18 protein-coding genes are annotated in these 23662 nt (G+C 71.7%); 5 read left to right on the top strand and 13 right to left on the bottom strand.

Translation table 11 applies throughout. From position 1 onward, the window contains the following. The first annotated feature begins 86 nt into the window (after positions 1 to 86). On the top strand, positions 87 to 1052 hold the full coding sequence (locus ACIO3R_RS29790) for an LLM class flavin-dependent oxidoreductase (protein ID WP_385348320.1): 966 nt from the start codon (positions 87 to 89) through the stop codon (positions 1050 to 1052). Positions 1053 to 1090: 38 nt separating this feature from the next. Here ACIO3R_RS29790 and ACIO3R_RS29795 read toward each other — a convergent pair whose 3' ends face one another. From ACIO3R_RS29795 to ACIO3R_RS29810, 4 genes are all read right to left on the bottom strand, one after another. Then, entirely contained in the window at positions 1091 to 2509 is a 1419-nt protein-coding gene (locus ACIO3R_RS29795) for a sugar porter family MFS transporter (protein ID WP_385038920.1), read from the bottom strand. 217 nt (positions 2510 to 2726) lie between these two features. Further along, complete coding sequence (locus tag ACIO3R_RS29800; protein WP_402110087.1) at positions 2727 to 6452, bottom strand: AAA family ATPase; 3726 nt, start codon at positions 6450 to 6452, stop codon at positions 2727 to 2729. Between the two features lie 359 nt (positions 6453 to 6811). Then, positions 6812 to 7024 (bottom strand): hypothetical protein, encoded by a 213-nt coding sequence (locus tag ACIO3R_RS29805; RefSeq protein WP_385038925.1) that lies wholly within the window; start codon positions 7022 to 7024, stop codon positions 6812 to 6814. 438 nt (positions 7025 to 7462) lie between these two features. Continuing rightward, positions 7463 to 7744, bottom strand: a complete 282-nt coding sequence (locus ACIO3R_RS29810; RefSeq protein ID WP_189545860.1) for an acylphosphatase — start codon at positions 7742 to 7744, stop codon at positions 7463 to 7465. A 145-nt stretch (positions 7745 to 7889) separates the two neighbouring features. On the opposite strand from ACIO3R_RS29810, the gene ACIO3R_RS29815 reads away from it, so the two are divergent. Then, on the top strand, positions 7890 to 8837 hold the full coding sequence (locus tag ACIO3R_RS29815; RefSeq protein WP_402110089.1) for a CAP domain-containing protein: 948 nt from the start codon (positions 7890 to 7892) through the stop codon (positions 8835 to 8837). A 109-nt stretch (positions 8838 to 8946) separates the two neighbouring features. Beyond that, positions 8947 to 9357: a winged helix-turn-helix transcriptional regulator gene (locus ACIO3R_RS29820; protein ID WP_402110091.1), complete on the top strand. Its 411-nt coding sequence runs from the start codon at positions 8947 to 8949 to the stop codon at positions 9355 to 9357. A gap of 107 nt (positions 9358 to 9464) precedes the next feature. Here ACIO3R_RS29820 and mutM read toward each other — a convergent pair whose 3' ends face one another. From mutM to recG, 8 genes are all read right to left on the bottom strand, one after another. Then, a complete protein-coding gene (mutM, locus tag ACIO3R_RS29825) occupies positions 9465 to 10325 on the bottom strand; it encodes a bifunctional DNA-formamidopyrimidine glycosylase/DNA-(apurinic or apyrimidinic site) lyase (RefSeq protein WP_385034550.1) in 861 nt (286 codons plus the stop codon). 101 nt (positions 10326 to 10426) lie between these two features. After that, positions 10427 to 11254, bottom strand: coding sequence for a ribonuclease III (rnc, locus tag ACIO3R_RS29830; protein WP_363025051.1), 828 nt, complete (start codon positions 11252 to 11254; stop codon positions 10427 to 10429). A 19-nt stretch (positions 11255 to 11273) separates the two neighbouring features. Next, positions 11274 to 11447 (bottom strand): 50S ribosomal protein L32, encoded by a 174-nt coding sequence (gene rpmF, locus ACIO3R_RS29835; protein ID WP_003965982.1) that lies wholly within the window; start codon positions 11445 to 11447, stop codon positions 11274 to 11276. 2 nt (positions 11448 to 11449) lie between these two features. After that, complete coding sequence (locus tag ACIO3R_RS29840) at positions 11450 to 12058, bottom strand: YceD family protein (protein WP_385034594.1); 609 nt, start codon at positions 12056 to 12058, stop codon at positions 11450 to 11452. Between the two features lie 224 nt (positions 12059 to 12282). Next, on the bottom strand, positions 12283 to 13368 hold the full coding sequence (locus ACIO3R_RS29845) for a cell division initiation protein (RefSeq protein WP_385034553.1): 1086 nt from the start codon (positions 13366 to 13368) through the stop codon (positions 12283 to 12285). A 98-nt stretch (positions 13369 to 13466) separates the two neighbouring features. Then, positions 13467 to 13946, bottom strand: coding sequence for a pantetheine-phosphate adenylyltransferase (coaD, locus tag ACIO3R_RS29850; RefSeq protein ID WP_385034596.1), 480 nt, complete (start codon positions 13944 to 13946; stop codon positions 13467 to 13469). A 26-nt stretch (positions 13947 to 13972) separates the two neighbouring features. Continuing rightward, entirely contained in the window at positions 13973 to 14557 is a 585-nt protein-coding gene (rsmD, locus tag ACIO3R_RS29855) for a 16S rRNA (guanine(966)-N(2))-methyltransferase RsmD (protein WP_385034555.1), read from the bottom strand. Between the two features lie 110 nt (positions 14558 to 14667). Continuing rightward, a complete protein-coding gene (gene recG, locus ACIO3R_RS29860; RefSeq protein WP_385348305.1) occupies positions 14668 to 16893 on the bottom strand; it encodes an ATP-dependent DNA helicase RecG in 2226 nt (741 codons plus the stop codon). A 230-nt stretch (positions 16894 to 17123) separates the two neighbouring features. On the opposite strand from recG, the gene ACIO3R_RS29865 reads away from it, so the two are divergent. Together ACIO3R_RS29865 and ACIO3R_RS29870 are read left to right on the top strand one after the other, a co-directional pair. After that, positions 17124 to 19001, top strand: coding sequence for an HSP90 family protein (locus ACIO3R_RS29865; RefSeq protein ID WP_385034559.1), 1878 nt, complete (start codon positions 17124 to 17126; stop codon positions 18999 to 19001). Continuing rightward, complete coding sequence (locus ACIO3R_RS29870) at positions 18998 to 21943, top strand: tetratricopeptide repeat protein (RefSeq protein WP_402110095.1); 2946 nt, start codon at positions 18998 to 19000, stop codon at positions 21941 to 21943. The genes ACIO3R_RS29865 and ACIO3R_RS29870 overlap by 4 nt, the downstream gene beginning before the upstream one ends. A gap of 51 nt (positions 21944 to 21994) precedes the next feature. Here the strand turns inward: ACIO3R_RS29870 and ACIO3R_RS29875 are convergent, their stop codons facing one another. Beyond that, the gene (locus ACIO3R_RS29875; RefSeq protein ID WP_402110161.1) at positions 21995 to 23635 is read right to left on the bottom strand and encodes a DAK2 domain-containing protein; all 1641 of its coding nucleotides are present in this window, start codon (positions 23633 to 23635) and stop codon (positions 21995 to 21997) included. Between the last annotated feature and the right edge of the window lie 27 nt (positions 23636 to 23662).

A 23662-nucleotide genomic window follows, 5' to 3' on the forward strand; every position in this document is an offset into this window, starting at 1 on the left:
CCGCGACGCGGCACACCCCTACACATCTGACGCTACGTCAGTTACTGTCCGGCCTCGTCCGCCCGCCCGGCGAAGGGGACAGTGTCATGGCCTTCACAGTCGTCCGGTTCAACCTCGTCGATCCAGACGCCACGCCCGCCTCGCTCTCGGCCCGCTACCGCGCGGCCCTGGACATGGCCGCGTACGCCGACGAGCACGGCATCGACACCGTGCAGACCGAGGAGCACCACGGGGCCGCCAACTCCTGGCTGCCCTCCCCCTTCGTCCTCGCCGGTGCCGTCTTCGGTGCCACCGGCCGGATCGCGGTCACGGTCTCCGCGGTCATCGGGCCGCTGCACGACCCGCTGCGGCTGGCGGAGGACATCGCGGTGCTCGACCTGCTGAGCGCGGGCCGGCTGGTCACGGTCGCGGGGATCGGCTACCGGCCGGAAGAGTACGAGCGCGCGGGCGTCGAATGGGGCAGGCGCGGCCGGATCCAGGACGAGCTGCTGGAGACGCTGCTGCTGGCGTGGACCGGGGAACCGTTCGAGTTCCGCGGCCGCACGGTCACGGTCACCCCGCGTCCGTTCACCCGGCCGCACCCGCTGCTGCTGGTGGGCGGCAGCTCGCGGGCGGCTGCGCGGCGGGCGGCGCGGCTGGGGCTGCCGCTGTTCCCGAGCGCGCATCTGCCCGAGCTGGAGGCGTACTACCACGAGCAGCGCGCGGAGCACGGCACGGAGGGCTTCTGCATGATGCCGGCGGCCGAGACGCCGTTGCTGCACGTGTCAGAGGACCCGGACCGGACCTGGGCCGAGTACGGGGAGCACTTCCTGCACGAGGCACGTACGTACGCGTCCTGGCAGTCCAAGGACATCCGCTCGGCCGTCCGCTCGGCGGCGACGACGGTGGCGGAGCTGCGCGACGAGGGCGTCTACCGGATCATCACCCCGCAGGCGTGCGCGGAACTGGGCGAGGAGCTGGACAGCCTGGTGCTGCATCCGCTGTGCGGCGGGATGCCGGTCGAGGAGGGGTGGCGCAGCCTGCGGCTGTTCTGCGAGGCGACCCGCTCCTGAAGGCCGTACAGCCTTCAGGAGCGGAGACGCGCCTGGGATCAGCCCATCTCCTCCAGTGCCTTGCCCTTGGTCTCCTTGACGAACTTGAGGACGAAGGGGATCGAGAGCGTGGCGAAGCAGGCGTAGATGATGTAGGTGCCCGACAGGTTCCAGTCGGCGAGGCTCGGGAAGCTCGCGGTGATCGCCCAGTTGGCGATCCACTGGGCGGACGCGGCGACGCCGAGCGCGGCGGCGCGGATCCGGTTCGGGAACATCTCGCCGAGGAAGACCCAGACGATGACACCCCAGGACAGGGCGAAGAAGAGCACGAAGACATGGGCCGCGACGAGCGCGACCACGCCCTGGGTGTTGGGGAGTTTGCCGTCGACCAGGCTGGCTGAGAAGGCCCATGCCTCGAAGGCGAGGGCGACGGCCATACCGCAGGAGCCGACGAGGGCCAGCGGGCGGCGGCCCACCCGGTCCACCAGGATCATCGCGATCACGGTACCGATGATGTTGATGATCGAGGTGGTGAACGAGTAGAAGAACGAGTCGGTCGGGTCGATGCCGACGGACTGCCACAGTGTCGCCGAGTAGTAGAACGCCACGTTGATGCCGACGAGCTGCTGGAAGACCGAGAGTCCGATACCGACCCAGACGATGGGCAGGAAGCCGAAGCGGCTGCCCAGCAGGTCCTTGAAGGTCGACTTGTGCTCGCGGTGCATCGCGGTCTCGATCTCGGTCACCCGGGCGTCGAGGTCGACACCGTTGCCCTCGACCTCCGACAGGATCTGACGGGCCCGGTCCTTCTTGCCGACCGAGATCAGGAACCGGGGCGACTCGGGGATCGCGAAGGACAGCAGTCCGTACAGGACGGCGGGCACGACCATCACGCCGAGCATCCACTGCCAGGCCTCGAGGCCGCCGATCTTGCCACGCTGGTCGCCGTCGGCGATCTGCAGGATGCCGTAGTTGACCAGCTGGGAGATGGCGATGCCGATGACGATCGCCGCCTGCTGGAAGGAGCCGAGACGGCCGCGGTAGGCGGGCGGCGAGACCTCGGCGATGTACGCCGGGCCGATCACCGAGGCCATGCCGATGGCGAAGCCACCGATGATGCGCCAGATCGCCAGGTCCCAGAGGGCGAAGGGGAGCGCGGAACCGACGGCGCTGATGGTGAAGAGGACCGAGGCGATCTGCATGCAGCGGATGCGGCCGATGCGGTCGGCGATCCGGCCCGCGGTGGCGGCGCCGATCGCACAGCCGATCAGGGCGATGGCGATGACCTGCGCGAGCGTGCCGGAGCCGATGTCGTACCGGCTGCGGATCGCCTCCACGGCCCCGTTGATCACGGAGCTGTCGTAACCGAAGAGGAAGCCGCCCATCGCAGCGGCTGCCGTGATGAAGATGACATGGCCGAGGTGGTCCGGGTGGGCCGCTCTGGCTCCGGACTCCGGTCCCTGCGATGTGCTGGTCACATGAACTCCTGGTACCTGGCCGCGGGCGCAGGGTGGGGGGCGAGCTGTTCCCAGTGGCGCATACGTTCACCACTGCCACCACTTGAAGACTCAAGGGATGACAGTGGTGCCGTGTCTTCATTTTTTCAAGCCGGAATCGCACTTCTCGCGGGCATTCATGCCAGGAGCGCCGAGCAGGCATGTTGAAGTTCTGAAGGTTTGGCTGGGCGGGAACGGCTCAGCGCAGCCGTTGGCTGATGACCTTGGAGACTCCGTCGCCCTGCATCGAGACGCCGTAGAGCGCGTCGGCGACCTCCATCGTCCGCTTCTGGTGCGTGATCACGATGAGCTGGGAACTCTCCTGGAGTTCCACCATGATCCGGATCAGCCGTTGCAGGTTGGTGTCGTCGAGCGCCGCCTCGACCTCGTCCATCACATAGAACGGACTCGGCCTGGCCTTGAAGATCGAGACCAGCAACGCCACTGCTGTCAGCGACCGTTCGCCGCCCGACAGCAGGGACAGCCGCTTCACCTTCTTGCCCGGCGGACGGGCCTCGACGTCCACGCCGGTCGTGAGCATGTTGTCCGGGTCGGTCAGGACGAGCCGCCCCTCACCGCCGGGGAAGAGACGCGAGAAGACGCCCTCGAACTCGCGGGCGGTGTCCCGGTAGGCCTCGGTGAAGACCTGTTCGACGCGCTCGTCGACCTCCTTGATGACCTGCATCAGATCGGCCCGGGTCTTCTTCAGGTCCTCAAGCTGCTCGGAGAGGAACTTGTGCCGCTCCTCCAGCGCGGAGAACTCCTCAAGGGCGAGCGGATTCACCTTCCCGAGTTGCTGGTACGCCCGTTCGGCCGACTTCAGCCGCTTCTCCTGCTCAGCCCTGACGAACGGCTTCGGCTGGTTGCGCGGATGCTCCGGATCCTCCGGCAGCTCCTCGCCCTCCGCCGCCGGGGACGGCGGCACGAGCTGGTCGGGCCCGTACTCGGCGGCCAGACCGGCCGGCTCCACGCCCAGCTCCTCCAGCGCCTTCGCCTCCAGCTGCTCTATCCGCAGCCGCTTCTCGGCGCCGAGCACCTCTCCCCGGTGGACCGAGTCCGTCAGCTTGTCGAGCTCGCCCTTGAGCTCGCGGCCCCGCAGGCGCTCGGCCGCCAGCTCCTGTTCCCGCTCCGCCTTCGAGGCCTCCGCGGCGACCCGTTCCCGCTCCGCCCGTACGACGGACACCTCGACGTGGGCCAGCAGCTGACGGGCGCCGGACGCCACGGCGGAGGCCACCGCGGCCTCGTGGCGCAGCCGGGCCCTGCGCTGCTCGACGCGGGCCCTGGCCTCCCGTTCGGCGCGGGCGCCCCGGTCGAGGGAGTCGGCGCGGCCGGCCAGCGCCTTGACGCGTTCCTCGTGGGTACGGACCTGGAGGCGGGCCTCCATCTCGGTCTGGCGGGCGTTGGCACCGTCGGCGGCCAGCCGGTCGCGCACGGCGGTGTCCGGTTCCTCGTCCGCGCCGTCCTCCGAGGCCTCCTCTGCGACGAGCAGCCGCTCGGCGAGCTCCTCCGCGTCCTGGGTCGCGCGCTCCAGCGCCTCCTGGGCGCGGGCCGCGGAGGCTGCCATCCGGTCCGCCTCACCGGCGGCGCCCCGCGCCTGGCCGGCCAGCCGCCCGAGCTGCTGGGCCACCCCGGACCTCTCCCGCTCCGCGGCCCGGCGCCGCTCCCCCAGCTCCTCGACGAGCGCCGCGACGGTGCCGCGCCGCTGCGCCGCGAGCCGCTGCGCCTCGGCCAGCTCCGCGCACCGCACCGCCAGTTCGGCCAGCTCGGCGGCCGCCTCGTCCACGGACGCCTGGACTTCGAGGAGACTGGGCGCCCCGGCGGAACCACCGTGCGCGAAGTGCGCCGAGAGCACGTCGCCCTCGCCGGTCACCGCCGTCAGATCCGGGCGGGCGGCCACCAGGTCCTCGGCGTCCTCCAGCGTTGCGACGACCACCATGTCCCGTACCAGTCTGCGCACCGCGGCCATCAGTTCGACGGGTCCGCTGACGAGATCGGCGACGGCGGGGGTCCCCCGGCCGTCGACAGCCACGGCCACCGGCCGCCCGACCACCGCCGCCCCGGTCCCGGCGGGCTCCTGGTCCAGCGGCAGGGCCGAGCCCTCCTGCGCGGGGACATGGGCGACGCCGCCCCGGGACGCGGTGTCCGCCTCCGTGCCCTGACCGGGTACGTGCCCCACGGCATCGGACACCCCGGGGAGGGCGCCCGGTCCGCCCCCGAGCAGCAGCGCGGCCCGTCCCGCGTCCAGTTTCCGCAGCAGCCGGATCGCCTCCGCCGCGGTGGCCGGGTCCGTCACCGCCACCGCGTCCGCCACCGCGCCGAGCGCGGCGGCCACCGCGACCTCGTGTCCAGGGGCCACCGTGAGCAGCTCCGCGGCCGGCCCGAGCAGACCGGTCAGCCGGTCCCTTGCACCGAGCAGCACCCCGGTGCCGTCCTTGCGGCGCAGCCCGAGTGCCAGTGCGTCGTGGCGGGCGGCGACCGCGGCGCGCTCGCGCTCTGCGGCGGTGGCGGCCTCCCGGGCGGCGGAGAGCGCGGCCTCCGCCTCCTTCAGCTCGCTCCTGGCGGCCTCGTGCCGCTCTCCGAGCTCGGCGTCGCCGGCGTCCAGGCCGTCGACCTCGGCCTTGAGCTCCTCGTACTCCTCCTGCGCGGCGACCGCCCGCTCCTGCGCCTCGTCGCGCGACGCGGCCAGCCGGTCGATCTCCGACTGCGCCGAACCGGCACGGCTGCGGGCCGCGTTGACCTGGCCGCTCAGCCGGGCGAGCCCTTCACGCCGGTCCGCGAGGGCGCGCGCCGCGTCCTTCAGCCTGCGTTCCTCGGCCGCCAACTCCCTTTCCAGGTCCGACCGGTGGGACGCGGTGTCCTCCAGGGCGTGTTCGGCCGCTTCCAGCGCCGCGGTCAGCTCCGCCTCCTGTTCGCGGATCCGGGCGGCCTCGCGCTCCATGTCCTCCGGGTCGCGGCCGCGCCGCTCCTCCTCCGGCGGGGCGGTGGCGCTCTTCACCCGGGCGTCGGCCAGCGAGATCGTGCCGCGTACCCGTTCGGCCAGCTGCGACAGCTCGTACCAGGTCTGCTGGGCGCGCTGGAGCCGCGGCGTCAGCCGCCGCACCTCGCCCTCCAGTTCCGCCTCGCGCCCCAGCGCCGCCTTGAGCTCCGCCTCTGCCGCCTCCCGGCGCTGCTTCAGCGCCGCCTCGTCGGCGATCTCACCGCGCAGCGCGGTGTGCAGCCGGACCAGGTCGTCGGCGAGCAGCCGTAGCCGGGCGTCGCGCAGATCGGCCTGGATGACGGCGGCCCGGCGCGCGACCGCGGCCTGCCGGCCGAGCGGCTTCAGCTGGCGGCGCAGCTCGTCGGTGAGGTCCTGGACCCTGGCCAGGTTCGCCCCCATCGCGTCCAGCTTCCGCAGCGCCTTCTCCTTGCGCTTGCGGTGCTTCAGTACGCCGGCGGCCTCCTCGATGAACGCGCGGCGCCCCATCGGGTCGGCGTGGAGTACGGAGTCCAGCTGGCCCTGGCCGACGATGACATGCATCTCCCGGCCGATGCCGGAGTCCGAGAGGAGTTCCTGGATGTCCAGCAGCCGGCAGGTGTCGCCGTTGATCTGGTATTCACTGCCGCCATTGCGGAACATGATCCGAGTGATCGTCACTTCGGCGTACTCGATGGGAAGTGCGCCGTCGGAATTGTCGATGGTCAGCGACACCTCCGCCCTCCCGAGCGGAGGCCGCCCGGTGGTACCGGCGAAGATCACGTCCTCCATCTTGCCGCCGCGCAGGGATTTGGCACCCTGCTCCCCCATGACCCAGGAGAGCGCGTCCACGACATTGGACTTGCCCGATCCATTGGGGCCGACCACACAGGTGATCCCGGGTTCGAACCGCAGGGTCGTGGCGGAGGCGAACGATTTGAAACCACGCAGGGTCAGGGACTTGAGGTGCACGCCGCCGGACTCTACCTTTCGCTCTCGGTTTCGCTGATGAAAGTGCAGGGCACATCAGACGGTAAGGGAAGGGGTGTACGTCCGGGGCGGGACGGGCGCGGTTCGGAGGGGAAAAGAAAGAAGGGACGCCGAAGCGTCCCCTACAAATCTTGTGCATTACTGTCTCGCACATTGCCGTGCCGACGGATGCGACGCCCCCGTGGAGGCGCGCACGCCGGATCAATGACAGACAGACGAAGACGCAGATCACCCGCAATCGATGATCAAGCGCAATCGATCTTCAATGATCCGGTGGCGATCCGACGATGATGATTCCGTGCGGCTGACGCGTGCAGCCCGACCGGCCCTGGGGCCATCGGTCAGGTCAGCGCCGGCTCCGCCTGAGGTACGTCGATGTCGATGCTGTCGAGCAACGACTCGTGGTGCTGAGCGGCGGCGTTGAGCGCGTCGTTCTCGTCCTGAATCCGTACGATCTCGGATTCAAGATCCTGGACGCGCTGCTGAAGCCGTCGCATCTCGGCGAGGAGTCGCGGGTCGGAACCGCCGACGTAACCGAGAAGCGCCTTTGCCATGAGGATGGTCCTCCACACTGAGTGACCGACCGATGCGGTGTGGGTCGTGAGGGAATCGCACCCGCGGTGCTCGGCAGTGCTCTGTGTTCACTGCTGTTCTGCTGCCAAACAGCACTGCCGAACAGCTAAGGTGCGCGGGGTTTTCAGCGTCTCACCAAAAAGTTTGACGGTCAACACGATCACACGCTGTAGAGACGGGCGTCCCGGGGGCGCGCGGCTTGGCGATCATGCGGCGCGACTCTCCTGCGGGGCCCTCAGCGGCACGGAGATCATCCTTCTCGCCGCAGCCTCGCACGGCAACCGAATCTTGGCAACCACCGGATCATTCCGCAGGTCATTTCATGTGTACGCGCAATGGCGCCCCTCGCCGTCACCCCACGCCGCGCCTCGAACACAGCCCGAACACGAGGCTTCTCCAGCCCTTGTCCGGGTACCGGATCAGCGGATCGCGAACCCCTCGTATCCGCCCCTCGGGGTGTCCCAGATCTCAGTGACTCCGTCAACGCGGCCGGGTGTGTCGTCCGAGCGCAGCCAATCCAGCAGACGGTGGCAATTCTCACGCCGCCCCTCGGCGACCACCTGCACCCGGCCGTCGTCGAGATTGAGGGCGAAACCGGTGAGGCCACCGATCTCCAAAGCGTTTGCCCTGGTGAACCAGCGGAACCCTACTTGCTGTACTCGGCCGCGTACCCAGGCGGTGAGTCGTACCTCTTCGTTCATGCCCGAACGCTAACCGGCCGATTGCTTCCGGAGCACTTCTCGCCGAAAGGCCATGGCGTACAGTCCCCTCGCAAAAGCTTCACTCGATCGGGTGAGCCATGGTGGCGTCGAAAACGGCGTCCAGGTCGTCAGAAGGGCACAGCAGATGGGACGCCATCGACGCTCCGCCGCAGCTCCCGCCGCTGAAGAGACCGCGGACCGGGACACGGGACCAAGCCGGGGAACCCGCCGCGGGAAGCGGTCCGGGATGCCGGTGCGTACGGGACTGCTCGGCATCTCCGCGGCCATGGCCGTCGGGGCCGTCGCCGTGGCCTCCGGTCTGCTGCCCGGCGGCGACAACTACCTCGGCGGCGGTTCGGCCGCCGACCAGGTGCGCTCCGAGGGCGCCCCGGACCTCCTGACGCAGGGCGGCTCCACGACCCCGCCGGCCGACCGCGGAACCGCGTCCGACACGGCCAGTCGCGGCACCGGCCGCACCGACGGGCCCACGAAGTCGAGCCCCTCCGCCGACGGCAAGCCGTCCTCCTCCTCTTCCACGACGTCCGGACCGACAAAGGAAGCGGAGAAGAAGGAGCCGTCCAAGAAGGCCTCCGCCTCCCAGGCTCCGGCGGCCAGGGCCACGAAGAGTGCTGTCGCAGCGGCGAGCTCGGCGCCGGCGGCACCCGCCCCCTCGGCCTCCGCTCCGGCTCCCCGCCGGACCACGGCGCCGCCCGCCGACACCTCGGCCCAGGCGGCCGTGCTCTCCCTGGTCAACCAGGAGCGCGCCAAGGTCGGCTGCAGCCCGGTCACCGCGAGCAGCTCGCTGGCCTCGCTCGCCCAGAACTTCAGCGACGACATGGCCGCCCGTGGTTTCTTCGACCACACCGACCCCGACGGCAACACCCCCTGGGACCGTGCCGCGAAGGCGGGCGTGGACGGACTCGGCGGCGAGAACATCGCCCGCGGCCAGGCCAATGCGCAGGCCGTGATGGACGCCTGGATGAACAGCGAAGGCCACCGCGCGAACATTCTCAACTGCGACTACAAGACGCTGGGCGTGGGTGTCCACTTCGGCTCCGGCGGCCCCTGGTGGACCCAGGACTTCGGCTTCTGAGCCCTGCCCGCCCCGCACCACCCTCCTCTCCGACCTCGTACGCCCCACCCGCTCACCCACGGATTGCGCAACCCCGGGGAGGGCGCTGTGCGGGCGTACGCTGGTTTCCATGGACGAGAACGGCGGCAGTGGGACGGACGACTGTCCGGGCGACGCGTGGCTCTTCGACGTGTTCTCCAAGCGGTGCCCCTCGCGCGGCACCCTGGAACATGTCACCGGCCGCTGGGGAAGCCTGACCCTCGGCGCCCTGTACGAGGGCGCTCTCCGGTTCAACGCGCTGCGCCGCCGGGTCGACGGGGTGAGCGAGAAGATGCTCTCCCAGACGCTGCACGCGCTGGAACGTGACGGGCTGGTGCACCGCGAGGCGCAGCCGGTCAACCCGCCCCGCGTCGACTACGAGCTGACCCCGCTGGGGCGGCAGGTCGCCGAGCAGCTGCTCGGGCTGATCCACCTCGTCGAGGGCCGGATGACCGAGGTCATGGCGGCTCGTGAACGCTACGACGAGGCCCGGAAAGGCTAGGGCCTGCACTGGGTTGTCCCGCCGAAGAAGGAGCGGGGCTGGGCACGCACCGCTCGCAGCGTTGCGTGCCCAGCCCCGTGACGCCGCGGGACAACCCCGTACAAGTCCTAGTCGGCGTCGCGCGGCGGGCGCTGGCAGCGCGGGCAGAAGTAGCTGGACCGGTTCATCCAGGCGCGGCGCCGCATCGGCGTACCGCAGCGGTGGCAGGGCTCGTCCTCACGCCCGTACGCGTCGAGTGACCGGTCGAAGTAGCCCGACTCACCGTTCACATTGACGTAGAGGCTGTCGAAACTGGTGCCGCCCTGCTCCAGCGCCGCGTTCATCACATCCCGGACGTGGCCGAGCAGCTCGGCCGACTTGGGGCGGGTCAGGGTCGCGGTCGGCCGGTCGTAGTGCAGCTTGGCCCGCCACAGCGCCTCGTCCGCGTAGATGTTGCCGACACCGCTGATCAGCGACTGGTCGAGCAGGGCGCGCTTGACCGTGGTGCGGCGCAGTCGCAGCGCGGTGAAGAACGCGGCGTCGTCGAACTCCGGGTCCAGCGGATCGCGGGCGATGTGCGCGATGGTGTCGGGCACTCCGTCGGGGGTGTTGTCGTGGAGCGAGAGGCCGCCGAAGGTGCGCTGGTCGACGAAGCGCAGTTCGGTGCCGACGGAGTCGTCGAACCGGACCCTGACCCGCAGGTGCTTCTCGTCGGCGGCGTCCTGCGGCTGCACGAGCAGCTGACCGCTCATGCCGAGGTGGCCGAGGAGCGAGCCGGCCGTGTCGTCCAGCGGCACCCAGAGGTATTTGCCGCGGCGCATCGCCGGCCCGAAACGGGCTCCGGCGAGCCGGGCCGCGAAGTCCACGCCCCCCGCGAGATGGCGGCGGACCGCCCGCGGGTGCAGGACCTCGACCTCGCCGACCGTGCGCCCGGTCACCCAGCGCTGGAGACCGCGTCGTACGACTTCGACCTCGGGCAGCTCGGGCACGGTGTCGCTCCTGTGTATGTATCGGGACCTGGATCGGAATCTGGTTCTGGTTCTGGGCAGGGAAAACCCCCCGGTGCACAGGGCACCGAGGGGTTCTCCGGTCAGGCCGGAGCGACGTCCGTGGACGGCGGCGGGTCGGCAGGGGTGTCGGCGGCCCCTCCGTCGGCGGTGGCCTCCTTGGCCACAGCCTCCCGCGCCTCCGCGGCGGCACTGATCTCGCGCCAGGCGGATTCTGCCGCCTGTTGCTCCGCTTCCTTCTTGCTACGGCCGGTGCCGGTGCCGTACGAGACACCACCGACGCGAGCAGCAGCAGTAAAGGTCTTCTCGTGGTCCGGGCCGGTCTCCGTGACGAGGTACTCGGGGACTCCGAGGCTCTCGCTCGCGGTGAGCTCCTGGAGACTGGTCTTCCAGTCCAGGCCGGCGCCGAGGTTGGAGGACCTGTCGATCAGCGGGTCGAAGAGCCGGTGGACCAGCTCCGAGGCCGCGCCGAGGCCCTGATCGAGATAGACCGCACCGAGCACCGCTTCCAGGGTGTCGGCGAGGATGGACGCCTTGTCCCGGCCACCCGTGCCCTCTTCACCGCGGCCGAGCCGGATGAAGGAGCCGAGTTCGAGGCCGCGGCCCACTTCCGCAAGCGCACGCGAGTTGACTACCGCGGCCCGCAATTTGGCCAGCTGGCCTTCAGGCAGGTCGGGGTGAGTGCGGTACAGCGTGTCCGTGACCACCAGGCCGAGCACCGAATCCCCGAGGAATTCGAGCCGCTCGTTGGTGGGCAGACCGCCGTTCTCGTACGCGTACGAACGATGGGTCAGCGCACGCACCAGAAGGGCGGACTCGAGGTGGTACCCGAGCCGCCCTTCCAGAAGCGTGTGGGACGAGGCTGTGTTGACGTTGTCTGCCTGCTTCTTGGCTTGGGACAACTCAGACATCGGGCCTCTCACCAGCCGCTCAGACCTCGAGGACCTGGCGCTTGTTGTACGTGCCGCAGCTGGGGCACGCGATGTGCTGCAGCTTCGGCTCCTGGCAACGCTCGCACGAAACCAGGGTGGGGACCGCAGCCTTCCACTGCGACCGGCGGTGGCGCGTGTTGCTGCGCGACATCTTCCGCTTCGGAACAGCCACGGCTACTTCTCCTGCTTCTCGTCGACGCCAGGTTCGGCGCCGCCCATGTTGTCCTTCTCGCCGTCCTGAACGGTCTCGGCGAGTCCTTGCAACGCTGCCCAACGGATGTCGAGGGCTTCGTGGTGGTGACCGGGGTTCTCGTCCAGCCTGACTCCGCATTCGGAGCACAGACCGGCGCAGGTCTCCCGGCACACCGGCTGCATCGGCAGTGCGAGCACCACCGCATCACGCAGCACTGACTCGAGGTCGAACAAGCCGTCCTCAAGGAAGAACCTGTCCTCGTCGTCCTCGGCGTCGTCGACCGGGTCCGCCGTCTTGCTGCGGTTCCGGTCATCGGCGTCAGGGTACGAGAACATCTCCTGGAAGTCCGCCTCGACCTCAAGGCTCAGCGGCTCCAGACACCTTACGCACTCCCCCTCGGCCGATGCACGGGCGGTGCCTGTGACGAGCACACCTTCCATGACCGATTCGAGGCGGACGTCCAGCTCCACGGGTGCGCCTTCCGGCACACCGATGACTCCGTCGATACCGAAGTCCTTGGGGGCGTCCACCGAGCGGGTCAGCCGCTTCATGGCACCAGGACGCCGACCCAGCTCGTGCGTATCGAACACGAGAGGGTTTCGGTGGTCGAGATGGCCGTTCAGGGCTTTTCCTGCTTTCGAATCATGCGCATCACGCGTGGTGGGGAGGGGCCGACCGGCTCCGGAGTCGAAGCGGGCAGCCTGGATCGCGGACATACGCGCGACCGAAGAGCCAGGATACTTGACGCGCCGCCCAGCTCCCAATCCGGTCCTGATCCGTCCCCTGAGCGGCGCCCCGGCCGGCTCCCCGCCGGTCAGTGCTCCTGCTCGTACCTGCGGAGCTGGTCCAGGTCGATCATGCTGGTGTCGAACAGGCTGGTCTCGTCCAGGGCGCCCTCACCGTGCTGCTGGAGGGGCTGCTGGGTCTGGACGGGCTGCTGCTGCCAGGCGTCGTAACCCTGGGCGGGCAGCTGGCCCTGGTTCTGGTCGTAGCCCTGCTGCTGGTAGCCCGCGTAGGGGTCCGGCTGCTGCTGGTAGCCGTACACGTCCTGCTGCGGCTGGTCCTGGTACGCGTACGTCTGCGCGTACTGCGGCTCGGCCTGCGCGGGGAAGTGCGGATCGGCCTGCGGAGGCAGCTGCTGGGGCACCTGCTGCGGCTCCGGGGTGGCCGTCTCGGCCAGTCCCGCCCAGTGGTCCTCGTCGCTGGTGTGGCCCTGGCTGCCCGCGGCGTCCTGGGCGGCCATGTGCGCGCCGAGGTCGTCGGTGGCGACCCGGCCGTGCAGCTTCTGCCGGCCCCGGCCCACCGCCTCCAGGGTCTTGGCGAGCACCGCTTCGAAGGCGCCGAGCTTGGTGTCCACGTAGTCGTCGGCCCGGCGCTGGAGCGTGGCCGGGTCGGCGCTGCGCTCCGGGGCCTCGGCGAAGTCGGGGTCCTCGTAGCCCTGCTCGTCGAAGCCCTGGCCGCGGCCGAGGAGCTTCTCGCGGCCCCGGTCGACGGAGCCAATGGTCTTGGTGAGGACGACCTCGAAGTTGGCGAGCTTGCTGTCGACGTACTCGTCGGCCTCGCCGCGGATCTCCTCGGCGTCCTTGCGGGCCTCACCGAGGATCCGGTCGGCCTCGGTCTGGGACCGCCGGGCGATCTCGGTGCCGGAGATCAGGGAGCCCCGCTCGGCGTGGGCGGACTCGATGATCCGCCCGGCCTCCTGACGGGCCTGCTCGACGAGCTGCTCCCGGTCACCGATGAGCTCCTGCGCGTGCGCGAGGGAGCCGGGCAGGGCCTGGCGCACCTCTTCGAGCATCGCGAGCAGTTCGGCGCGGTTGACCACGCAGGACGCCGACATGGGCATCGACCGGGCGTTCCCGACCGCTTCGACGATCTCGTCGAGCTTCTTCTGCACGTCCACCGTGTGCTCGCCACTCTCTACTGCCGATTGGAGACGGACGGCACGACTGTACGGCCAGTCGGCGCCCGCCCGACACCTGGTGACGGTCTGTCAGCGCCTCAGCTCTGGGCGAGGCGCTCCGTCAGGGCCTCCTGGACCAGCGGCGGCAGCAGGTGCGAGACGTCGCCGCCCCAGGTCGCCACCTCCTTGACCAGGGAGGACGACAGGAAACTGTAGGTCGGATTGGTCGGCACGAAGAGCGTTTCTACACCCGAGAGCCCGTTGTTCATCTGGGCCATCTGGAGTTCGTAGTCGAAGTCGCTGACGGCCCGCAGGCCCTTCACGATCGCCGGGATGTCGCGCTGCTTGCAGAAGTCGACCAGCAGCCCGTGGAAGGCCTCGACCTGGACGTTGCCGAAGTCCGCGGTGACCTGGCGGATCATGTCGATCCGCTCGTCGATCGTGAACAGACCCTTCTTGGACTGGTTGATCATCACCGCGACATGTACGACGTCGTACAGCTTCGAGGCGCGGCCGATGATGTCGAGATGTCCATTGGTGATGGGGTCGAACGACCCCGGGCAGACGGCGCGGCGCAACTTGATTCCCTCGCTCTCCGGTCCGGTCATCGTGCGTCTTCGCACGTAGCGGCGGCGCGACCGTACCAAAGCGTTCCCTCGCCGTAGCGACGGGCCCGCAATGGCTCGAATCCCTTGGGCCAGCTGAATTCTCCGCCTCTGGTGCTGCGCTCCACGGTGACGAGCGCATCGGCCGAGAGCCACCCCTGGGCACGGAGTGTGAGCAGGATCTCGCAAAGATCGTCGTCGGTGACGGCGTACGGCGGGTCCAGGAACACCACGTCGTACGGCTCCGCGGGCGCCGGCCCTGTCACGATCTGTTCCGCTTTGCCTGCCCGGACCTCGGCGCCGGGCAGGCCCAGGGTGCGGACGTTGTCCCGGACGGTGCGGACGGCCTTGGCGTCGGCCTCGACGAGCAGGGCGTGGACCGCGCCCCGGGAGAGCGCTTCGAGGCCGACGGCTCCCGAGCCCGCGTACAGATCGGCGATCCGGATGCCGTCGAGGGTGCCGAGGAGCGCCTGCCAGGTGGAGAACAGGCCCTCGCGCGCGCGGTCGGAGGTGGGGCGGGTGCCGGTACCGGGCGGGACGGCCAGGCGGCGTCCGCCGGCCGAGCCGGCGATCACGCGGGTCATGGGTGTCTGATCCTCGGGTCGGGGCGGCGCGCAGGGTGCTGCGGGCGCCGTGCCACCCACGATATGGCGTCGCGGGTACTGGGGCGCCCGCAGTACCCGCGCCCCGGGCCTCACCCCTTGTCGAGGTACTCCTCGCGCTCCTTGTCGAGCAGCGCGTCCAGTACGAGGCGCAGCTCGGGCAGGTGCTCCAGGCCGGGGTCGGCGGCGACGACCGTGACGGCCTCCTCGCGGGCGGCGGCGATGACCTCCTCGTCGTCGATGACGCTGAGGACCCGCAGCGAGGAGCGGACCCCGGACTGGGCCTGGCCGAGGACGTCGCCCTCGCGGCGCTCCTCCAGGTCGATGCGGGACAGCTCGAATCCGTCGAGGGTGGAGGCGACGGCGGAGAGCCGGGCGCGGGAGGGGCTCGCCTCGTGGGCCTCGCTGACCAGCAGGCAGAGTCCGGGGGCCGAGCCCCGGCCGACCCGGCCGCGCAGCTGGTGCAGCTGGGAGACGCCGAACCGGTCGGCGTCCATGATCACCATCGCGGTGGCGTTGGGGACGTTGACCCCGACCTCGATGACCGTGGTGGCGACCAGGACGTCGGCCTGGCCGGCGGCGAAGCGGCGCATCACGTCGTCCTTGTCGTCGGGGTGCATCCTGCCGTGCAGCACCTCGATACGCAGACCGCTCAGGGGCCCCTTGGCGAGCTGTTCCGCGATGTCCAGGACGGCGAGCGGCGGGCGCTTGTCCGCCTCCTCCGCGGCGTCCTTCCCGCCCTTCTTCTTGGCCGCCTGGTCCTCGTCGTCACCGATCCGGGGGCAGACCACGTACGCCTGGTGCCCGTTCTCGACCTCCTCGCGGACCCGGTCCCAGGCGCGGCTGAGGAAGTGCGGTTTGTCCTTGGCGGGGACGACGTGGCTGGCGATCGGTGAACGGCCGGCCGGCAGCTGGTCCAGGACGGAGGTCTCCAGGTCACCGAAGACGGTCATGGCGACCGTGCGGGGGATGGGGGTGGCCGTCATGACGAGCAGGTGCGGCGACCTCCTTTCCCCCTGGGAGTGCGCCTTGGACCGAAGGGCGTCGCGCTGCTCGACGCCGAAGCGGTGCTGCTCGTCGACGACGACGAGGCCCAGCTCGTGGAACTTCACCTTGTCCTCGATCAGCGCATGGGTGCCGATCACGATCCCGGCCTCGCCGGTGACCAGGTCGAGCAGCGCCTGGCGACGGGCGGCCATGCCCATGGAGCCGGTGAGCAGGACCACCTTCGTGCCGCGCTCGGAGCCTCCCAGCATGCCGCCCTCGGCGAGCTCCCCCATCATCTCGGTGATGGACCGGTGGTGCTGCTGGGCGAGCACCTCGGTGGGCGCGAGCATCGCGGCCTGCCCGCCGGCGTCGACGGTGGTGAGCATGGCGCGCAGCGCGACCATGGTCTTCCCGCTGCCGACCTCGCCCTGGAGCAGCCGGTGCATCGGGTGCTCGGCCGCCAGATCGTCGAAGATCTCCTGGGTGACCTTGAGCTGGCCGTCGGTGAGGGTGAAGGGCAGTTTGGCGTCGAAGGCGTCGAGCAGCCCGCCGGGGACGGGGCGGCGGGCGACGGCGGGCAGCTGGGTGTCCGCGTATCTGCGGCGGGCCAGCGCGACCTGGAGGACGAAGGCCTCGTCCCACTTGAGCCGGTCCCTGGCCGCCGCGACATCGGCCTTGGTCTGCGGCCGGTGGATCTTCAGCAGCGCCTCGGGCAGCGCGGTGAACCCCCGGCCCTCGCGCAGCGCGGGCGGCAGCGGGTCGACGGCCTCCTGGGCGCTCGGCAGCACGGCGTCGACCGCCTTGGCGATCCGCCAGGAGTCGAGCTGCTTGCAGGCCGGGTAGATCGGCAGGAGCTTGCCGGCGAAGGCGTCCACGGCCTCGGTCGCACCGGCCTCGTCGGTGGACTCCGCGTCGAGCAGTTGGTACGTGGGGTGGGCGAGCTGCATCTTCCGGTTGAAGACGGAGACCTTGCCGGCGAACATGGCGCGCCGGCCCGGCAGCAGCTCCTTGTGCGGCTTGTGGACGCCGTGGCCGAAGAAGACCAGCTGGAGCCGGCCGTGGCCGTCGGTGAGGGTGACTTCGAGGCGCTTGCCCCGGCCGTTGTTGAACGCCATGACGCGGGCGTCGGCGACCTGGGCGACGACCGTCACATGCTCGTCCAGCGGGAGGTCGGTCAGCGCGGTGAGCCGGCCGCGCTCCTCGTACCGCCGCGGGTAGTGGTGCAGCAGATCGCCGACCGTGTGCAGGCCGAGGTGCTCGGCCATCACCTTCGCGGTGGCGCCACCGAGCAGCTTCTTGAGGGGTTCGTCGAACGCAGACACGCGATCCATTGCACACCACGCCACTGACAGTTGTGCGCCGGGCACCACCGGGCGGCGGCGATTCCTGGTCGTGCTCGCCGCACCGGGCCGTGATAAGTCCTGGTCAGAATCGTGCCCGCGACCCTAGGATCGGCTCCCACGCTTCTCGCTCGCGATCGCCTGCCAAGGGATCGCCCGACCCGCGCTGTCGCAAGTGCCTCGTCCGGTGAGGCACGGGTCCCCCCACCTGCGCTGCGACGATGACATCTGAGACCTCAGCGAATTCCGCTTCCCCCGAGTCCGCCGCCCAGTCGCCGCACACCTTCCAGGTGGATCTGCGCGGGCTGGTCGACCTCCTCTCCCATCACCTCTACTCCTCTCCCCGCGTCTATCTGCGTGAGCTGCTGCAGAACGCGGTGGACGCCATCACCGCCCGCCGCGCCGAGCAGCCGGAGGCGCCCGCGCGGGTGCGGCTGTACGCCGAGGACGGCCGGCTGCGGGTCGAGGACAGCGGCATCGGCCTGACCGAGAACGATGTGCACAGCCTGCTCGCGACGATCGGCCGCAGTTCCAAACGGGACGGCGCGGAGGGGCTCGCCTCCGCGCGGGCGGAGTTCCTCGGCCAGTTCGGCATCGGGCTGCTGGCCTGCTTCGTCGTCGCCGCCGAGATCCGGGTGGTGAGCCGCTCCGCGCGCACGCCCGACGCCCCGCCGGTGGAGTGGCGCGCCCGTGACGACGGTTCGTACACCGTGCGGACGCTCCCGGACAGCGCCCGGCCGGAGCCCGGCACCACCGTGCATCTGACCGCCCGCCCCGGCAGCGCGGAGTGGCTGACCGAGGAGCGGGTGCTCGCGCTCGCCCGCGATTTCGGCTCACTGCTCCCGTACGACGTGCGGGTCGGGGACACGGCCGTCACGGATCTGCCGGCGCCCTGGGACCGCGCGTACCCAAGTCCCGCGGGGCGGCGGGTGGCGCTCGCCCGCCACTGCCACGAGCAGTTCGGTTTCTCGCCGCTCGACACGATCGACCTCGATCTGCCGCTCGCCGGGATCCGCGGGGTCGCCCATGTGCTGCCGTCGGCGGTCAGTCCGGCGCAGCGCGCGGGCCACCGGGTGCATCTGAAGGGGATGCTGCTGACGGACCGGGCGGACGAACTGCTGCCCGAATGGGCGTTCTTCGTGCGGTGCGTCATCGACACGGACAGTCTGCGGCCCACCGCCTCGCGGGAGGCGCTGTACGCGGACGAGACCCTGGCCGCGGTACGGGACGCGCTCGGCGAGCGGATCAGGGACTGGCTGACCGGCCTCGCCGCGGGTGATCCGGAGCGGCTGGCCCAGTTCCTCTCGGTGCACCACCTGGGGGTGAAGTCGCTCGCCCGGCACGACAACGCCATGCTGCGCACGATGCTGCCGTGGCTGCCGTTCGAGACGACAGACGGCCGGCTCTCGCTGGAGGAGTTCGCCCGGCGTCATCCGGTGGTGCACTTCACCCGGACCGTGGAGGAGTTCCGGCAGGTCGCGCCGATCGCCTCCGCGCAGGGGATCGGGGTGGTCAACGGCGGCTACACGTACGACACCGAGTTGGTCGAGCGGCTGCCCGCGGCACGGCCCGGGACGGTGGTCGCGGAGCTGGACGCCGATACGGTCACCGCGCACCTGGACTCCGTGGACCCCCGGGAGGAGCTGGCGCTCGGCCCGTTCCTCGCGGCGGCCCGCGCCGGGCTGGACCCGCTGGGGTGCGATGTGGTGCTGCGCGCCTTCCACCCGCTGACCGTGCCCGCGCTGCATCTGGACGACCGGTCCGCCCGCCACGAGCAAGCCCGTGCCGAGGCAGAGGAGCAGGCGGACGACCTGTGGGCGGGCATTCTGGGCTCCCTGCGCGGGAGTGCGCCGCGGGCCAGGCTCGTACTGAACCATCTCAATCCGCTGATCCGCCGGATCAGTTCGCTGGACTCCCCGGAGCTGGCGGTGACCGCGACGGAGGCCCTGTACGGGCAGGCGCTGCTGATGGCGCAGCGGCCGCTGCGGCCGGCCGACTCGGCGCTGCTGAACCGGGCGTTCCTCGGCCTGCTGGAGTGGGCCACGCATCCCGCCGCACCGGGGCACTCCCCCGCGAACCCCCAGGAGGACGGCCGATGAGCGCCGATGCCACGAAGGTGCGACAGGCCCTGCGGGACAACCAGGAGGAGCCGGAGGGGCCCGCGCGCAACGCACGTGCGGAGCGGCTGCTGGCCGAGGCCGAGCAGTGCGGGGACGCGGCGCTGCTGGTCGAGGCGCTCGTCCACCAACTGCAGGTCTACAACTACAGCTCCGAGAAGGACAAGATGTTCGTCCCGTTCGCGCGGCTGCTGCGCGTGTGGGACGAACGGCCGGGTGATTTCGACCCGGCCATGACCCACCATCTGTTCTGGATGTTCAAGTGGGTCTCCAGCTCCATGATCGACCAGCCGCACATCCCGCTCGCCTCCATCGAGAAGTGGCAGGGCGAGATGGCGCACCGCTACCGGCTGGCGGGCCACTCCGAACGGGCGGTGCGGCAGGGCGAGCTGGAGATCGCGCGGCATCTGGGCGATGTGGAGCGGGCCGCGCGGGCGTACACCGCCTGGCAGGCGGCGGACCGGGACCGGATGGCCAACTGCCACGCCTGTGAACTCCACGAACAGGGTGGCTGGCAGGTACAGCGCGGCCAGGACGAGGAGGCGCTGAACAGCTGGGCGCCGGTGCTGGACGGGGAGCACGTCTGCGCGCACGAACCTCATGCGGTGCTGGCCGCCTCGCTCCTCCCGCTGCTGCGGGCGGGGCGTCCGGAGCAGGCGCGCGCGCACCATCTGCGCGGGTACCGGATGGTCCGGCCGATGGAGAGCATGCGGTACTCCGCCGCGCTGCACATCGAGTTCTGTGCCCTGACGGGCAACGAGGCACGGGGGCTGGAGATCCTCGCGGAGCGGCCGGCGTACTTCACCGACAGCGGGAACCCCGCCAGCCTGATGGACTTCATGGCCGTCACCGCCGTGCTGATGGACCGGCTGACCGCGCTGGGGCACGGCGGGCAGTCCGTGCCGGGCCCGGCGGGGACGGACTGGACCGCCGCGTCGCTGGCCGTCCACGCCCGCAGCCGTGCCCTGGCGCTCTCGGCCCGCTTCGACGAGCGCAACGGCAACACGTACGTGGGTGAGCTGGTGCGGGAGCGGCTGGCGCGCCGGCCGCTGCTGGACCGGCTGCCGCTCGGGGTGCGCGCCGTGCGGCTCGCGGCGCCGGTGGTGCCGGCCGCCGTGCCGTCCGGCGCTCCGGAGCCGGAGCGGGACCTGGCCGCCCTGCTGGCCGAGGCGCACCGGCTGTCCGAGGCCCAGCACCCGGACGCCGGGGACGCCTGGCGGGCCGTCGCCGAGCGGGCCGGGGCCGCGGACGTGCTGACCGCCCACGACCGGGCGAACGTGGCGGACCACCGCGCGATGGATCCTTCGCTGCCGCCCGCGGAGGCCGCGGAGGCGTTCCGGGCGGCCGCCTCGCTGTACGAGGAGGCGGGCGACCGGGGCGAGGCCGTCGCGGCGAGCGCCAGGCGCGCCTTTCTCCGCTCGATGGCGGACGGTGACGCGGACGCCGACGCGGCGGCGGAGATCGCTCCGCTCGTGGAACGGGCCCTCGCCCTGTACGCGGCGGGCGCGGCCACCGGGCGGCAGACGAGCGGTGTGCTGGTGTGCCGGGCCCGGATCGTCCAGCAGCGGATGTTCCGGGCGGCGGACGAGGCGTCCACGGACGCGGCGGTCGCCGCCCTCGAAGAGGCGGCCCGCGAGGTGCTCGCGTTCGCCGAACCCCTGCGTGCGCGGGAGAAGGTGGCCACCCGGATCTCCGAGGCGCTGGGCTTCCTCGCGGACGTCGCGGCGTACCGCGGCGACGGTCCGGAGGCGGCGGAGCTGTACGCGCGAGCGGCCGCCGCGGTCAACGAGGCGGAACTGCCCTGGTACGCCGTCGAGTACGAGGCCAGGGCGGCGCGGATCGCCGCGCAGCTCGACGACCACGCGACGGCGGAGGGGGCCGCCCGCGCGGCGCTGGAGCACGGCGGCACGTCGCTGTCCGGGCCGGGGCGGGCCCGGCTGCATCTGCTGCTCGCCGAAGTGCTCGGCGCCACGGGACGGTTCGCCGAGGCGGTGGAGCACGCGCTCGACGCGGCCCACTGGGCGGACGAGTCGGACGAGAGCGCCACGCTGGGCGTGCACGCCCGGCACCAGCTCGGTGGCCTGCTGCTCCGGCTGGAGCGGGCGGCAGAGGCGGCGGCCGTACTGGAGGCGGTGCTGCCCGACATCACGTCCGAGGACCACGGGGAGGGCATGGTCGTCCAGACGCTGTGGTGGCTGGGTGACGGGCTGTCGACGCTCGGTGAACCACGGGCCGCGGCGGAGCACTGGCTGCGGGCGGCGGACATCGCGCGCGGCTGGCCCGAGCAGCGCGATCACGCGGTGCTCGCCAACCTCGCGGCTCAGGCGCTGTACCGGGCCGAGCTGAACCCGGAGGCGGAGCGGGCGTACGAGCGGGCCGGGGAGCTGTGGCGGGCCCTGGGCGACGTTCCCTCGCTGGTGCGGACGCTGCGGGTGCGGGCCTGGATCGCACTCCGTGACGGGCAGCCCGGCCTCGGCGCGGCGCGGGCGTTCATGGCCGCGGCGGAGCGGGAGTGCGAGGCGGCGGGTCCGGAGTTGCTGGCCGAGCTCGCGGACACCTTCCGCCAGACCGCCGAGATGATCGCCGACGCGTGCGAGGGCGAGCCGGGCGAGGAGGCGGACGATCCGGCGCGCAGGGCGTACGAGGAGGCGCTGGGGTACGTCGAGCGGGCGTCGGCGGCCTTCGCCGGGGCCGGCCCCGGCCACCTCGCCGCACGGACGGCCGCCTGGCTGATGGCCGCCTGGCTGGAAGCGGACCTGGGCCGCGCGGACGCGGCGCTGTCCCGGGCGGCGGAGGTCGTCGCGGCCTACGCGGAGGTGCCGGAGGGCGCGGACGAAACGGCGGACGCGCGACGGGGAGAGGCGGCGTCGGTGCGGGCGTACGTGGCTCAGGGGGCCGGGGGTCCGGGCCCGTCGGGCGGCTGAGGACACCCTCGGACGGGCGGGGCCGCACGGGCCTCGCCCGTCAGCGGTCCCCTACTCCACGCCGATGAGCAGCGGGGCGCACTGACGGCCGCCGCGGTAGACCACCGTGTCCACCGCCAGGTAGCCCTCCCGGACGTGTTCCTCCAGGGTGTCCGCCAGTGCGTCCGGGACGTCCTCGCCCAGGACCAGGGTGACCAGTTCGCCGCCGGCCGCCAGCATCCGGTCCAGCACGCCGCGAGCCGTCTCCGGGACGTTCTCGCCGATGACGGCCACGTCTCCGTCGATCAGGCCCAGGATGTCGCCGGCCTGGCAGATCCCCGCCATGGTCCAGGACTGCCGCTCGGCGACGGCCAGTTCGGCGTACCGGGTGGCGCCGGCCGCCGCGGTCATCGCGACCACGTCCTCGTCGAAGCTGCGGTCCGGTTCGTGGACGGCCAGGGCCGCGATGCCCTGGACCGCGGCCCTGGTCGGGATGAGGGCGACCCGGATGCCCTCGGCGCGGGCCTGCTCGGCCGCCGCCGCGGCCGTGTGGCGCAGGTCCCCGTCGTTGGGCAGGAGCACCACCTCGCGGGCGTGGGCGCGGCGGATCGCGTCGACCAGTTCGCCGCTGGCGGGCGGTTCCCCGGGGCGGGCGAGCACCGTCGTCGCCCCGGCCTCCGCGCACAGGCCGCCGAGCCCGTCGCCCGGGACGACCACGACGACCGCGCGCTGGGCGGGTTCGGGGCGGGCGTGCACCCGGTCCGCGGCGAAGTGGGTGATCCGGATGCGGTGGGGCCGCCCGGCCTCGACCCCGGCCTCCACGGCCGCACCCGCGTCGTCGACGTGCACGTGGACGTTCCAGAGTCCGTCGCCCCCCACCACCACGAGGGAGTCGCCCAGGGCGTCGAGACGGGCCCGCAGCCGCTCCACGGGCCCGTCCCCGGCCTCCAGCAGGTAGATGACCTCGAAGGCGGGTCCGCCCTGGGGATCGTCCGCGGCGGAGCAGTCCCCGGCGGCGGACGGGGCGGGAGCGGCCGGCGGCTCGTACAGCCGCTCCGGCGCCCGTCCGGAGACCGCCTCGACGAGCGCCCCCAGGACCGCCACCAGGCCCCGTCCGCCGGCGTCCACGACGCCTGCCCTGCCGAGTACGGCGAGTTGTCCGGGGGTCGCCTCCAGGGCCGTGCGTGCGCCCTCGTACGCCGCCTGTGCCACCACGCCCGCACCGGCGCCGCCCGGCGCGCGCCCCGCGGCTTCGGCCGCCGCGGCGGCCACTGTCAGGACCGTGCCCTCGACGGGGTGGGCGACGGCCTCGCGCGCCGATGCCGCGGCCCGGGTCAGTGCGAGGCGCAGCCGGTCCGCGCCGGGCCGCTCGCCGGCCTCATCGGCCAGCACCCCGGCCATGCCGCGCAGCAGCTGCGCCAGGATCGTGCCGGAGTTGCCGCGGGCGCCGATCAGCGCTCCGTGCGCCATGGCCCGTACGGCGTCGGCGGTGGAGGGTACCGAGGTGCCGGTCTCGTGGGCGGCGAACACCGCCTCGACGGCCGCCGCCGCGGATTCCGCGGTCAGGTAGAGGTTGGTGCCGGTGTCCCCGTCGGCGACGGGGTACACGTTGATCGCGTCGATCGCCTCGCGCTCCCGGCCGAGTGCGTCCAGCGCCAGTGAGCACCAGGTACGCACCGCGACGGCGTCCAGGTCGTCGGCGGTCTGCGGCACCTGATGGTCCTCCTCGGAACGGGGCCT

Source organism: Streptomyces sp. NPDC087428 (genome assembly GCF_044744085.1).
GTDB lineage: Bacteria > Actinomycetota > Actinomycetes > Streptomycetales > Streptomycetaceae > Streptomyces.

What these genes read in the sequence shown, in the direction of transcription:
- ACIO3R_RS29790 (WP_385348320.1), top strand. Translation starts at nt 87, where the DNA reads ATGGCCTTCACAGTCGTCCGGTTCAACCTCGTCGATCCAGACGCCACG.
- ACIO3R_RS29805 (WP_385038925.1), bottom strand. Translation starts at nt 7,024, where the DNA reads ATGGCAAAGGCGCTTCTCGGTTACGTCGGCGGTTCCGACCCGCGACTC.
- ACIO3R_RS29810 (WP_189545860.1), bottom strand. Translation starts at nt 7,744, where the DNA reads ATGAACGAAGAGGTACGACTCACCGCCTGGGTACGCGGCCGAGTACAG.
- ACIO3R_RS29815 (WP_402110089.1), top strand. Translation starts at nt 7,890, where the DNA reads ATGGGACGCCATCGACGCTCCGCCGCAGCTCCCGCCGCTGAAGAGACC.
- ACIO3R_RS29820 (WP_402110091.1), top strand. Translation starts at nt 8,947, where the DNA reads ATGGACGAGAACGGCGGCAGTGGGACGGACGACTGTCCGGGCGACGCG.
- rnc (WP_363025051.1), bottom strand. Translation starts at nt 11,254, where the DNA reads ATGTCTGAGTTGTCCCAAGCCAAGAAGCAGGCAGACAACGTCAACACA.
- rsmD (WP_385034555.1), bottom strand. Translation starts at nt 14,557, where the DNA reads ATGACCCGCGTGATCGCCGGCTCGGCCGGCGGACGCCGCCTGGCCGTC.
- recG (WP_385348305.1), bottom strand. Translation starts at nt 16,893, where the DNA reads ATGGATCGCGTGTCTGCGTTCGACGAACCCCTCAAGAAGCTGCTCGGT.
- ACIO3R_RS29865 (WP_385034559.1), top strand. Translation starts at nt 17,124, where the DNA reads ATGACATCTGAGACCTCAGCGAATTCCGCTTCCCCCGAGTCCGCCGCC.
- ACIO3R_RS29870 (WP_402110095.1), top strand. Translation starts at nt 18,998, where the DNA reads ATGAGCGCCGATGCCACGAAGGTGCGACAGGCCCTGCGGGACAACCAG.